The organism is Thermophilibacter sp. (assembly GCF_966187215.1).
The window spans coordinates 1-12,792 of record NZ_CBIFYV010000091.1 but is presented as its reverse complement, the minus strand read 5'-3'; the positions used below and the strand labels follow the sequence as shown (position 1 = coordinate 12,792).

Annotated in this window: 14 protein-coding genes; 12 read left to right on the top strand and 2 right to left on the bottom strand. The window is 71.0% G+C overall.

Going from position 1 to position 12,792, the window contains the following annotated elements; all coding sequences use genetic code 11:
• Window positions 1-945: MATE family efflux transporter (locus ACWTSU_RS07315; RefSeq protein WP_455139248.1), on the top strand; the 945-nt coding region annotated here is incomplete at its 5' end.
• A 183-nt stretch (window positions 946-1,128) separates the two neighbouring features.
• On the opposite strand, the gene ACWTSU_RS07310 is transcribed toward ACWTSU_RS07315, so the two are convergent.
• Together ACWTSU_RS07310 and ACWTSU_RS07305 are read right to left on the bottom strand one after the other, a co-directional pair.
• Entirely contained in the window at window positions 1,129-1,953 is an 825-nt protein-coding gene (locus tag ACWTSU_RS07310) for a nucleotidyl transferase AbiEii/AbiGii toxin family protein (RefSeq protein ID WP_455139246.1), read from the bottom strand.
• A complete protein-coding gene (locus tag ACWTSU_RS07305; protein WP_455139244.1) occupies window positions 1,931-2,482 on the bottom strand; it encodes a type IV toxin-antitoxin system AbiEi family antitoxin domain-containing protein in 552 nt (183 codons plus the stop codon). Before ACWTSU_RS07305 ends, ACWTSU_RS07310 begins: the two co-directional genes overlap by 23 nt.
• An 875-nt stretch (window positions 2,483-3,357) precedes the next feature.
• Between ACWTSU_RS07305 and ACWTSU_RS07300 the strand changes: the two genes are divergently transcribed.
• The 11 genes from ACWTSU_RS07300 to ACWTSU_RS07250 form a co-directional block, all read left to right on the top strand.
• Window positions 3,358-3,945, top strand: coding sequence for a TetR/AcrR family transcriptional regulator (locus ACWTSU_RS07300; protein ID WP_455139242.1), 588 nt, complete (start codon window positions 3,358-3,360; stop codon window positions 3,943-3,945).
• A gap of 76 nt (window positions 3,946-4,021) precedes the next feature.
• Window positions 4,022-4,657, top strand: coding sequence for a class I SAM-dependent methyltransferase (locus ACWTSU_RS07295; protein WP_455139240.1), 636 nt, complete (start codon window positions 4,022-4,024; stop codon window positions 4,655-4,657).
• Between the two features lie 212 nt (window positions 4,658-4,869).
• Window positions 4,870-6,093: a coproporphyrinogen-III oxidase family protein gene (locus tag ACWTSU_RS07290; protein ID WP_455139238.1), complete on the top strand. Its 1,224-nt coding sequence runs from the start codon at window positions 4,870-4,872 to the stop codon at window positions 6,091-6,093.
• A gap of 82 nt (window positions 6,094-6,175) precedes the next feature.
• Window positions 6,176-6,646: a deoxycytidylate deaminase gene (locus ACWTSU_RS07285; RefSeq protein ID WP_455139236.1), complete on the top strand. Its 471-nt coding sequence runs from the start codon at window positions 6,176-6,178 to the stop codon at window positions 6,644-6,646.
• 89 nt (window positions 6,647-6,735) lie between these two features.
• Window positions 6,736-7,842, top strand: coding sequence for a DnaJ domain-containing protein (locus tag ACWTSU_RS07280; RefSeq protein ID WP_455139234.1), 1,107 nt, complete (start codon window positions 6,736-6,738; stop codon window positions 7,840-7,842).
• 85 nt (window positions 7,843-7,927) lie between these two features.
• Window positions 7,928-9,169 carry a molecular chaperone DnaJ gene (dnaJ, locus tag ACWTSU_RS07275; RefSeq protein ID WP_455139232.1) on the top strand — a complete coding sequence of 414 codons (1,242 nt, stop codon included), beginning with the start codon at window positions 7,928-7,930 and terminating at the stop codon, window positions 9,167-9,169.
• Window positions 9,166-10,449, top strand: a complete 1,284-nt coding sequence (locus tag ACWTSU_RS07270) for a MiaB/RimO family radical SAM methylthiotransferase (protein ID WP_455139230.1) — start codon at window positions 9,166-9,168, stop codon at window positions 10,447-10,449. Before dnaJ ends, ACWTSU_RS07270 begins: the two co-directional genes overlap by 4 nt.
• A 77-nt stretch (window positions 10,450-10,526) precedes the next feature.
• A complete protein-coding gene (locus ACWTSU_RS07265; protein WP_455139228.1) occupies window positions 10,527-11,492 on the top strand; it encodes a PhoH family protein in 966 nt (321 codons plus the stop codon).
• Window positions 11,489-12,007, top strand: coding sequence for an rRNA maturation RNase YbeY (gene ybeY / locus ACWTSU_RS07260; RefSeq protein WP_455139226.1), 519 nt, complete (start codon window positions 11,489-11,491; stop codon window positions 12,005-12,007). Before ACWTSU_RS07265 ends, ybeY begins: the two co-directional genes overlap by 4 nt.
• Complete coding sequence (locus ACWTSU_RS07255; protein ID WP_455139224.1) at window positions 12,004-12,378, top strand: diacylglycerol kinase family protein; 375 nt, start codon at window positions 12,004-12,006, stop codon at window positions 12,376-12,378. Before ybeY ends, ACWTSU_RS07255 begins: the two co-directional genes overlap by 4 nt.
• Before the next feature lie 9 nt (window positions 12,379-12,387).
• Window positions 12,388-12,792: GTPase (locus ACWTSU_RS07250; RefSeq protein WP_455139222.1), on the top strand; the 405-nt coding region annotated here is incomplete at its 3' end.

Here is a 12,792-nt window from a genome sequence, read left to right as displayed (position 1 = left end):
GTGCCGTCCGACGCCCTCTTGGACGCCGCTGCTTACACGCGGGTTTGGGCCGTCGGCTGGCCGGGCTTCTTCCTGCTCTCCGCCGCTGGCTCCGTCATGCGCGCCCGCGGCTACGCCCGCACCCCGATGTGGCTCGCCGTCGCCGTGGCCGCGGTGAACTGCGCGAGCGGCGTCGCGCTCGTGCCCGCGCTCGGCGTCGCCGGCACGGCGTGGTCCTCGACGGCGGCGTCCTCGCTCGCAGCGGCGCTCTCCCTGGCGGTGCTCGCCGGGAGGCGCGGCTCGGCGCTGCCGGCGCGCCCCCGACCCCGCGACCTCGCGGCGCTCGCCCGCGTCGCCGCGCCTGCCGCCTTCCAGCAGGTCGTCGTGAACCTCTCCTACCTCGCGATCACGTCCATGACCAACGCCTTCGGCACCGCGGTCGTCGCCGGCGCGGGGGCGGCCACCAAGGCCAACACGCTCGCGGGGATGCCCGTGTGGTCTGCGGGCCAGGCGGTGTCGGCCGCCGCGGCGCGCTGCGAGGGGGCCGGCGACCGGCGGCGGGCTCTCGCCTACGCCCGGGCCGGTCTCGCTGTCTCAGTGGGGGCCACGGCGGTCGTGGTCCTGCTCGTCCAGGCGTTCGCCCCGCAGCTCGTCGGGCTCTTCGCCGACGACCCGGAGGCCGTGTCCGCGGGCGTGCTCTACCTGCGCGCCTGCTGCTCCGCCAACAGCCTGGCCTACGCCGCAATGTACGCGCTCGACTCCTTCGCCCAGGCGACGGGCGCGCCTCGGCTGGCGACGGTGAACGCCCTGCTCGACGCCGTCGTGGTCCGCGTGGGGCTCGCCGTCCTGCTCGTGCCCGCTCTTGGCTATCCGGGTATCCTCGCCGCTCAGGCGCTCTCGCCTGTGCTGCCGTGTGCTGTGGGAGCGGTATATCTCGTGAGCTTTGACCGTAGAACGGGGAGGTGATTGTGCTCCTTGCGGGAAGCCCCGTCGTTCCTGCAATTGCGCCCTTGATATCAGCGCCGACGGGAGGGACCATCAGGAAACCCCACGCGGTCCCTCCCGTCTCCTTGCCCGGCTCTCTCGAAGCAGAGGTAATCGTTCCCTTGACAGCTGTGTTTACAGCGAGCGAATTCGCGTTCGCCGCTGCTAGTCGGCGCTATTGATTCGTTTGATCAGCTCGTTGACCCATCCAACGGCCTCTCCGACTGTGGGGAGCAGATCGCCGTCTGGCAGCTGGTCGGCATAAGCCTCGTCCCATGCCGGGTTCGGTTCTACGACGGGTGGCCAGTCCTGTGCCTGCCGATAGGCGAACAGCCTTTCGCAGGTTGCCCTCACGTCCGTGTAGTCGCCGTCATACGCCCTGTCAAGTAGCTGCAGGTCGATAAGGTCGTGCGCCCGCATGCTCCCCGGCGAGCTCACCGCGTGGAGCTTCTGGGCTATCTGGTGGCGCAGGGGCATGACGGGGACGGGGCCGATAGCAGGGAAACCGAGGGCCTCGAGGATCTCGTTGGCATCGGCGGGCACCACCAGGTCGGGGGCGTCGGCATCCCCGATCTCGTTGTGGCCAATCTCGGGCTTCACGGTCAACCAGGGCTTGCCGAGGTACGAGAGCTTCACGGCGTAGGGCTGCATGATGTATTGGGGCGGGACGCCCCTGGGATGCGCCGGGCTCTCCTCGGAGAGTGCCCCGGTGAACCCTTCCCATCCCGTGCGCAGGGTGGCGGCGAGGCGTTCGGTGAAATCCTCGAGTGCGGATGCCCTTGCGACGTCCAGGTCCGTGGTGAAGCGCGTCGCTCCGTCACCCAATCTCATCTTTATCGCGCTTCCGCCCTTCACCGACCCGTCGGGGAGCATCTGGGCAACGATCGCGTTCGCCATGACCGCGCGCTTCGCGATAAGGTTCTCTTTCCCGACGAGCCTCTCCAGCGCGATGTCGAGGTTGCGCCTGCTATTCGGTTGCTTGGCCGTCATTTCTCGCCAGCCTCTCCACCAGTGAGCTGCATTCCCTTTTGCTTACCAGGCCCTGCCTGCGCGCCTCGTTCGCGGCCGCCACCAACCGCTCCGGCAGCATCTTTCCCTCGCATGAGGTGATGGCGTCGTAGGCGCTCTGGCATGGTATGCCGTCGTAGATGGCACTAGGCTCGATCCTGTCGATGTGCTCGACGACCAGGTTGCCTGGCAGCTTCCTGCGCGTACGTTTGGGGGTCGCCACGAAGATCCGGTTGGGGTTAGTGGGAGCGAGCCCCAACATGGCGATGACGGACTCCCCGTAGAGGAGCGCATCGGGACCCACAGACGCCACGGCCCAGGCGTACGGGTCGTTCTTGCCGGGAACCCAACGGGAGAGCTGGTAGAGCCCGTGACCTACCCTGGTGACGCGCCCGCGCCTCGCGTACTGGACGAGCTCGTTGTTGCTCACCCCGACCTGCCTCGCTTGCGCGGAGGTGATGAGCCCGTGGTTGTCCGCGGCGACCTCGAATATGTCATCGAACTTCGTCATGGCAAAAGTATAACGAATTCATAATAGTTACGCCATAGTGCACCTTCCATTCGACATCGTGGACTCGGAGGCGTACCTTCCCTTCGAGACGGGTGCTCGCCGATGTCGCATGCTCCGTCCCGAATACTCGTCATCAGTCCACCTCTCGCCCTCGTATGCCTGCTTATCCGAAGAGCACCTCCAGCAGCGGGAGGCCGTAGCGCGCGCAGAGAAAGCTGACGGCCGCGGCTCTGGCGCGACGCTCGTGCCGTCGCCGTTATTCGCCACGAAGCCGTTGGAGTTGGCGACGACGGAGGTTGTTGCGTCCGTGATGGTAACGACGACAGGGACGCCGATGGCCTTCCCCTGCTTCGCGAGGGCCGTGGGGCTGCCAGACGGCCACGCGTTGGCAGAAATGGGCCGAAGTGCGCGGTCGCATCCCGCACTCGTCCTGGAGAGCACCTTGCCGGCCGGAGAAGCCGCAGCTCGCGCGAGGCCCGCACGCCCCGCCGGGGCATGCCCGCGCGGAGGGTCGCGCACGATCCGCTTGGAATCGCGATTGGGCGTATGGCGCGTCTCTGGCATGGGCCCCCTCTCGTGGTCTGAGGAATGCGCTTGAGATGCAGCTACATCCTTTGTGTGATGCACACGGGACGAGACAAAATGTGACGGTGAGGTTCTTGCGACGTTGCCGATGAGCGTGACGGAAAAGCTGAGTTGCGTATGGCGAGAAGGACGCGCGACTCGAGAAAAGCGCCCTTTTGGACAAACCCCCCGTTACGCGTTCCGTTTGCCCGCCGCGAGCATGCGCAACTCGACCTCTCGGCCGTCCCTGATTGGATATTGACCAATGTTCAATCGTGGGGTATCGTTTCGCTGCGAGGGAGATGAGACACATGCCAAGGACCGTCCACGAGCCACAGGAGCGCCGCCGCGAGCTGCTCGCGTGCGCGATGAGGCTGTTCGCCGAGAAGGGCTATGACAACGTCTCGGTTCGCGCCGTGGCACGCGAGGCGGGCGTCGCCCCCGGGCTCGCCTACCACTACTTCGACTCCAAGGAGAGGCTCTTCGCCGAGGCCATCGCGGACTACGCGCGCCGCTGCGCCGAGAGGGTCATCGCCGTTCTCGATGACCCGGCGCTCGGGCTCGACGAGGCGCTCGAGCGAGCCGTCTCGATCGGGGCGGAGCACGATTACCCGTACGCCGACCTGTTCCACGCCGAGGGGGCCAGTACGCTCCATGATCGTCTCTCCCTGGCACTCTGTGAGGAGGTGTGCCCGCACCTGCGGGGAGCCCTCGAGCGGGACGCCGCGCTGCGGGGCTCCGACGCGTCTGACGCGGGCGAGCTCGCCTCCCTCATGGTCTACGGCTGCATCGGGCTCTCCTCGGGTCCGGGCATGCCCGACGAGGCTGCAGCGCGGGCCGCGCGGCGCTACCTCGCCGCGCTCGTCGCCGAGTTCCGCACCGTCCCGCCTACCGACTAGGGATCCCGTCCCGGCCTCGGCCGGGACTTTTTTCGGCCGAGAGAATTGAACATTGCTCAACGGAAGGGAAGATGACATGGACGAGAAAAAGGCCGCCGAGTATCGCGAGCGCTCCCGCTCCGCGTTCGACGCGCAGGCGGCGACGTACGACACGGGGATGGAGGGCGCGCACGCGCGGTCGCTCTATCCGCACGTCGCGGAGGAGGTGAGGCGTGCCGTCGCAGGTCTTGTCGCCCCGCGTCTGCTCGACCTCGGCTGCGGCACGGGCGCGCTCGCGGAGCGCGTGCTCGGCGAGGTTCCCGACGCGCGGGTCACCTGCGTGGACCTCTCGCTGAGGATGGCCGAGGTCGCCCGCGCCCGTCTTGGGGGAGGGGCCAAGGTCCTTCTCGGCAGCTCGGAGCGCCTGCCCTTCCGCGACGGCAGCTTCGACGCGGCGTGGTGCAACGACTCCTTCCACCACTATCCGGACCCGGAGCGCGCGGCGTTCCAGGTCTGGCGCGTGCTCGTGCCCGGCGGCACCCTCGTCATCGGGGACACCTGGCAGCCCGCTCCCGCGCGCGCCCTCATGAACGCATGGCTGCCCCGCTCCCACGAGGGCGACGTGCGCATCTACTCCGAGCGCGAGCTGCGCGTCATCCTCGGCACCTGGTTCAGCGACGTCACGTGGCGGCGCGTCGGCATGACCGCCTGCGTCGCGGTCGCGCGGAAGTGAGCTTGGCGGGCGGCCCGCTCTTCTCGGTGTGCTCTGGGTCAAAACCTCGCACCACGTGATTGTTTTTCAAACTTAGTTTGCCGCCAACTGGGAAAACGCGAGCGGCTTTCAGCTGAAGAGGTACGTGGTGTGAGGTTTACACATCTGAAACATAGCGGGCGATGCGAGGGCAGGCTATGCTAGTCGCGTCTGACGACGATCCGGGAGCCCGTATGGCCAAGGCGCTCTACCTGCACATACCGTTCTGCGCGCGCAAGTGCGCGTACTGCGACTTCGCCTCGGCCGCGACACGCGCCGACGACCCGCTCATCGGCGCCTACGTGCGCGCGCTCGAGGCGCAGCTCTCTGAGGCGGCCGACCTGGGCCTGCTCGAGGGCTGCGAGACCGCCTACGTGGGCGGCGGCACGCCGTCTCTTCTGGGGGGCGAGAAGCTCGGCGGGCTCGTGTCCGCCGCGCGCGCCGCCGCGCCGGGCGTCGGGGAGCTCACCTGCGAGGCCAACCCCGACTCGCTTGCCGACGAGGTGCTCGGGGCCGTCCGGGAGGCGGGCGCCACGCGCCTCTCGATTGGCGTGCAGAGCCTCGACGACGCCGAGCTCGCCGAGCTGGGACGGCTGCACGACGCGCAGACGGCGCGCGAGCGCGTGACGGCCGCCGTGGCGACGGGCATGGCCGTCTCGTGCGACCTCATGTGCGCGACCCCGCGCCAGACCGACGCGTCGTGGGCGCGGACGCTCGAGGGGGTGCTCTCCCTCGGTGCGGGCCACGTGAGCGTCTACCCGCTCCAGATCGAGGAGGGCACCGCGTTCGGCAGGCGCTGGGGCGACGCCGATCCCGCCTTCAACGACCCGGACGTCCAGGCGGCGCGCATGGAGCAGGCTCAAGCCCTGCTTGAGGGTAGGGGCTTCGAGCGCTACGAGGTCGCGAGCTACGCCCGACCTGGTCAGAGGTGTCGTCACAACATCGCGTACTGGACGGGTGCGCCCTACCTCGGGCTCGGCACCAAAGCCTCGAGCATGCTCGACCTCGAGCAGTACCTGAGGCTTTGCAACGCCGCCCCGCAGCTGCCCGAGCCGCCCGCGGGCGGCGCCCGGGCGCGCCTCACGGTCGAGACGGGCCCGCGCGCGCTCGCGGCGGACCCGCGCCTCTCGGCGCTGTCCCTCTCGCTTGAGTTCCTCACGGCGCCCCAGGCCGCGGCCGAGGACCTCATGCTCGGGGCGCGGCTCACCGACGGGCTGGCCCCCGCGCTCGTCTCCCGCGCTCGCGCGCTTCTCGGCCCCGCGCTCGACGACACCCTTTCCGACCTGCTCGACCGTGGGCTTCTCGCCGAGCGGGGCGACCACCTTGTGCCCACCGAGCGGGGGTGGCTGCTCGGCAACGAGCTCTACGGCGCCCTCTGGGGCCTCGCGCCCGGCGAGGTCACCGAGGCCCGCTGCTGACCCGCGCCCCGCGCCCGCCCCTTGCGCGCGAGCGCGCGATGCGGCATGCTGGCAGCGGATTCGCCGTCGAGAGGGGAGCGCCATGCCGGGCAAGCGCACGGACGTCATCAGCTGGGACGACTTCTTCATGCGGGCCGCCGTGGCCGCGAGCCTGCGCAGCAAGGACCCCAACACGCAGGTGGGCGCCTGCATCGCCGACACCAACCACCGCATCCTCTCCGTGGGCTACAACGGCACGCCGCGCGGGCTCGAGGACGACGAGTTCCCCTGGGGAACCGCCGACGACCCGCTGTTCGACAAGCACAACTACGTCATCCACGCCGAGGCCAACGCGATCCTCAACTACCGCGGCTCGCTCAAGGACATGGACGGCGCCACGGTCTACGTCACGCTCTTCCCGTGCCACGAGTGCGCCAAGACGCTCGTGCAGGCCGGCGTCGGCGAGGTGGTCTACCTCGACGACAAGTACGACGGCACCGAGGACAACCGCATCGCCAAGAACATCCTCGACCGCTGCGGCGTCTCCTACCGTCAGATCTCCCTCTCCGAGTAGCGGCGGCCGCGTCCGGCGTTTAGCGCCCCGGGCCTACGGATATAATCGATAGGTCAGCGCCGTGCCGCCACAACCGGGAGAGTCGCCCCATGGCATCCATGAACGACAAGGACTACTACGCCATCCTCGGCGTCGAGAAGGACGCCTCGACGGAGGAGATCCGCAAGGCCTTCCAGCAGAAGGCCCGCAAGCTCCACCCCGACGTCAACAAGGCGCCCGATGCCGAGGAGCGCTTCAAGGAGGTCTCGGAGGCCTACGCGGTGCTCTCTGACGCCGAGAAGCGCAAGCGCTACGACGCCATGCGCTCCGGCTCGGCCTTCGGCGGCTACGGCTCGCCCTCGCCCTCGGCGGGCGGGGGCTACGCCGACCCGTTCGGGGGCTTCGGGGGCTTCGGCGGCAACCCCTTCGGGTGGGGGCCCTTCGGCGCCTCCACCGCGCGCCGCCGTCGCTCGCGCGCCTACAACCCGCAGGCCGGCGCCGACGTGGTCTTCGAGCTCACGGTCGACGCGAAGGCGGCCGCCGAGGGCGTGCGGCGCGGCGTCACCTACCAGCGCTACGTGGCCTGCGACGTCTGCCACGGGTCGGGCTCGGTCGAGGCCGAGCACGCCGAGACCTGCCCCACCTGCGGGGGCAAGGGCCACATCACCGTGGACACCGGCCTCTTCGGCGTCATGGCGATGACCTGCCCGGAGTGCGAGGGGACCGGCAAGGTGGTGGCCGACCCGTGCACGGCCTGCGGCGGCACCGGCCGCACGCTCTCGGCCAGCGAGATCGTCGTCGACGTCCCCGCCGGCTCCCACGACGGCGACGAAGTGCGCGTGAGCGGCATGGGCAACGCGGGCACCAACGGCTCCACGTCCGGGGACTTCGTCTGTCGGGTCTGCGTGCCCGAGGAACGCCTGACGCGCCGCCAGGCCAACGGCTTCAACCTCATCGGCTTCGCACTGCCGTTCCTGGCCTTCGGCCTGGTCACCTCGACGCTCGCGGCGGACGCCGTCTTCGTGGCGGTCCTGCTCGTGTTCGGCGCCTACCTCGTGATCCGCGACGGCGTCCGCTGGACGGGGCGCTGGTGGCGCAACGCCGGCGTGGCGACGCTCAACGGCCTCACCAACGGCCTGGTGATCGCGCTGTTCGTCACCGCGCTCTTCTCGTGCACGATGGCGGGGCCGCGCGTGCGGGGCTACTACTACTTCTGACGATCGCGCGCGGAGGCCGCCCCACTCGGCCGCCGCGCCAGTCTTGGGTATCTGAACGTGTGAGAGGCCTGGGGAGTCACAGAACGTGGAAGCGAAGAAGGACTACTACGAGGTGCTCGGCGTCCCGCGCGACGCCGACGCCAAGACGATCAAGCGCGCCTTCTTGAAGAAGGCGCGCACGCTGCACCCCGACGTGTCGGACGCGCCGGACGCCGAGGAGCGCTTCAAGGAGGTCAACGAGGCCTACACCGTGCTCTCCGACGACCAGAAGCGCGCCAACTACGACCGCTACGGCGACCCGGACGGCCCCGGCGGCTTCGGCTCGGACTACGTGGACGTCTCCGACATCTTCGGGGGCGGCGGCTTCGGCTTCGGCGACATCTTCGACACCTTCTTCGGGGGCGGCGGCGCCCGGGGCGGCGGCTCGGCGCAGCGCACGCGCGGGCGCGACATGGGCATCCGCCTCACCGTCACGCTCGAGGAGGCGGCCGCGGGCTGCCGCAAGACCGTGGCCTACTCGCGCCTCGCGCCGTGCGAGGACTGCGGCGGCACCGGCGCGGCCGAGGGCGGCAAGGCCCGCCCGTGCGACCGCTGCCACGGCACGGGGCGCGTCGTGGAGGTCCAGCGCACGATCTTCGGGCAGATGCAGACGCAGACCACCTGCCCGGCCTGCAACGGCCAGGGCCAGGTCATCGACCACCCCTGCGAGACCTGCGGCGGCCAGGGCCGCACCCCCTCGCGCGAGAAGGTCGAGGTGCAGGTGCCCGCCGGCGTCCACTCCGGCCAGACCATCACCGTGGAGGGCAAGGGCGAGGCCGGCGTGCGCGGCGCGGCGGGCGGCAACCTCGTCGTGAGCGTGGAGGTGGCCGACTCCGACCGCTTCGAGCGCCAGGGCGACGACCTGTTCTGCACCGTGCGCGTGGACTCGCTCGAGGCCATCGTGGGCACCACGGTCACCATCGACGGCATCCTCGAGGGCGAGCGCGTGAGCGTGGAGGTGCCCGCCGGCTGCCAGTTCGGCCAGCGCGTCACCGTGGAGGGCCTCGGCATGCCGCGCCAGGGCATGGCGGCGCGCGGCAACCTGGTCGCCGTCGTGCAGGTGGAGACCCCGCGCGACCTCACCAAGAAACAGGTCCTCGACGTGGCGGCGCTCGTGGCCGAGCGCGCGCTCGACGAGGGCGGCCGGGACGGCGAGAAGGGCGGGAAGCACGAGGCCGCCGCGGGCGAGCCCCACGAGCGCCACGCCGGCGCCGCCGCGGCCGCCGAGCACTTCGCGCACGAGCACTGGCACGCGCCCAAGAACCCGTTCAAGGGCGGGAGGCGGTGAGCGAGGCCGCGGGCGGGGTCGCCCTCGTCAACCTCGGCTGCCGCGTCAACCGCGTCGAGCTCGACCGCATGGCGGCCGAGCTGGAGGCTGCCGGCGCGCGCCTGGTGCGCGAGGACGAGGCCGACGTCGTGGTCGTGAACACCTGCGCCGTCACGGCCGAGGCCGAGGCCAAGACGAGAAAGGCCGTGCGCCGCGCGGCCGCCCTGCCGCGCCGCCCGCTCGTGGTGGCCACCGGCTGCGTGGCCAACCTCTTTGCCGACGAGCTCGCCGTCCTCGCGCCCACGGTCGAGGTCGTGCGCGAGAAGTCCCGCGTCGCCGCGCGGGCGCTCGATGCCCTCGGCCTCGCCGCGTCGAGCCCGGACGCGCCGCGGGTCGCGGCGCCCGTCTCGGCCCCCACGCCCACCGGGCGCACCCGCCCCGGGGTCAAGATCCAGGACGGCTGCGACAACCGCTGCTCCTACTGCATCGTCTGGCGCGCGCGGGGGGCGGGCCGCTCCGTGCCGGTCGCCGAGGTCACCTCCGAGGTAGCGGCCGCCTGCGAGCGCGGCGCGCGCGAGGTCGTCCTCACGGGCATCAACCTGGGGAGCTACCGCGCGGAGGGGCCCGACGGGCGCGAGCTGCGGCTCCCCGGGCTTCTCGCTCACCTGCTCGACGAGACCGGCGTCGGCCGGCTGCGCATCTCGTCGATCGAGCCGCCCGACGTCGACGACGAGCTCTGCCGCGCCATGGCCGCCTCGGCGGGCCGCGTGGCCCCCTTCCTGCACGTCTGCCTGCAGTCCGGCTGCGACGCCACGCTCGAGCGCATGGCGCGCCCCTACGACGCCGCGGGCTTTCTCCGCGTGGTCGAGCGCGCTCGCGCGGCCGTCCCCGGCGTGGCGCTGGGCACCGACCTCATCGTGGGCTTCCCGGGCGAGACGGACGAGGAGTTCGAGGAGTCGCTCGCGCTCTGCCGCGCGGCGCGCTTCTCGCGCATGCACGTCTTCCGCTACTCGCGGCGCCCCGGCACCCCGGCGGCCTCGATGCCGGGTCAGGTCCCGCCCGAGGTCAGCGCCAAGCGGGCGGCTCGCGCCCGCGCGCTCGCGGCGGAGATGCGCCGCGCGGAGGCTCAGCGCCTCGTGGGCTCCGACGACCTCGTGGTCGTGCAGGCCCCCGGCCGCGGCGTGACCGGCGGGCTCTTCGACGCCGTCGTGAACGCCGCGCTGCCCGTGGGGTCGCTCGTCCCCGTGCGCGTGAGCGGCGTGGCCGACGACGGCGTCACCCTGCTCGCCGCCGCGCGCTGACGCGACGCGCCCGCGCCGGGAGGGACGGGCCCCAATCGGCTATCATCGAGGCGAGCCAAGCGTCGTCAAGGAGGAGCATGGAGCCCACGCAGGTGCGCCTGACCATACCCGACTCGGTCGACCCGACCGTGCTGATGGGGCCCACCGACACGCTGCTGCGTCGCGTGGAGGGCGCCTTCGACGCGCTCGTCTCCGTGCGCGGCAACCAGGTCAGCGTCACGGGTGCCGCGGACGTGGTGGAGCAGGTGACCTCAGTCTTCTCGCGGATGATCGGCCTGGTGGAGGCTGGCGAGGCGCCGACTCCGGCTGACGTTGACCTCATCGTTGACCACGTGCGCCACGGGGCGGGCCGCGAGCCGGCGGGCTCCGACGACATCCTGCTCACCTTCCACGGGCGCGCCATCCGCCCCAAGACCGCCGGCCAGCGCCGCTACGTGGACGCCATCCGCTCGAGCACCGTGACCTTTGGGCTGGGGCCGGCCGGTACCGGCAAGACCTACCTGGCCATGGCGCTCGCGGTGGGCGCGCTCAAGCGGCGCGAGGTGGGGCGCATCGTCCTCGCGCGCCCGGTGGTGGAGGCCGGCGAGTCGCTCGGCTACCTCCCGGGCACCCTCCAGGAGAAGCTCGACCCCTACGTGCGCCCGCTCTACGACGCGCTCTTCGACATGACGAGCATCGAGCGCGGCAACGCCCTCATCGAGCAGGGCGTGATAGAGATCGCGCCGCTCGCCTACATGCGCGGCCGCACGTTCAACAACGCCTTCGTGATCCTCGACGAGGCCCAGAACACCACGCCCGAGCAGATGAAGATGTTCCTCACGCGCCTGGGCTTCTCGTCCACCTTCGTGGTGACCGGCGACGCCACCCAGCGCGACCTGCCCGGCGAGGGCGGCCTGGAGTCGGCCCGCCGCGTGCTCGAGGGGCTCGACGGCATCTCGTTCGTGGACCTCGACCGCAACGACATCGTCCGACATGCGCTCGTCGCCCGCATCGTGGACGCCTACGACGCCGACGCGCGCGAGAGGGGAGGGCTGAGGTCATGAGCGAGGACCTCTGCACCTGCGACCTGTCCGCCGAGGACGGCGCTCGGCTGGCGCTGAGCGACGAGGAGGTGCGCGCCGTCTGCGCCTCCGTGCTCGCCGCCGAGGGCGTGACGCGCCCGTGCCTGGTGTCGGTCTCGGCTGTGGGCGAGCCGCGCATCCGCGAGCTCAACGCCGAGTGGCGCGGGGTGGACGCCGCGACCGACGTGATCTCGCTCGAGTGCGAGCGCCCCGATGACGAGCACCTCGCGCCCGGGGAGCCCTGCGAGCTGGGCGACGTCGTGCTCGCCCCGGCCTACGTGGCGCGCCAGGCGGCCGCCTTCGGCACCACCGATGCCGACGAGACGCGCCTGCTGCTCGTCCACGGCCTGCTCCACCTGCTCGGGCACGACCACCTCGACGAGTCCGAGGCCGAGGCGATGGAGGCGCGCGAGATGGAGCTTCTCGACGCCCTCCCGACCGACGGCACGCTGAGCCGCGTGGTCCTCACGCGCCACCGCGAGGACGTGGGCGCATGATCCCCGGCTCGAACAGCGACCACCCGAGCTTCCGCCGGAGCTTCCTCTTCGCGCTGCAGGGCTTCCGCACGGCGGTGGCCACCGAGCGCAACATCAAGGTCATGCTCGCCGCCGGCGCCTGCGCCGTGGTGGCGGGCCTGGCGCTCGGGCTCGACCCGCTGAGCTGGGCGATCGTCCTTCTGTGCTGCGGGGTGGTCATCATGGCCGAGCTCTTCAACACCGCGGTCGAGACCGTGGTCGACCTCGTGTCGCCCGAGTTCCACCCGCTGGCCGGCCGGGCCAAGGACATCGCCGCGGCGGCGGTGTGGTTCCTCTCGGCGCTCGTGGCCGTGGTGGGCATCCTGGTCTTCGCCAACGCGATACTCAACTGAGGGGGAGAGATGGCCGAGAAGGACGCGCCGTTCCGAAGCGGCTTCGTGGCCCTGGTGGGCCGTCCCAACGCGGGCAAGTCGACGCTGCTCAACGCCTGCATTGGCGAGAAGGTCGCCATCACGAGCCCGGTGGCGCAGACCACGCGCCGCCGCATGCGCGCGGTGATCAACACCGAGTGCTCGCAGCTCGTGATTATCGACACGCCGGGGCTGCACAAGCCGCACGACCCGCTCGGCACCGAGCTCAACCGCGCCGCCCTCGCCGAGCTGACCGACGCCGACGCCGTGGCGTTTCTCGTGGACGCCACCAAGCCGGTGGGCCACGGCGACGAGTGGGTGGCGGGGAAAGTGGGGTGCTCCGGGGGGGAATCCCAGCTTCTCGTGTCCCCCACAGCAGACCCCACCACACCCCAA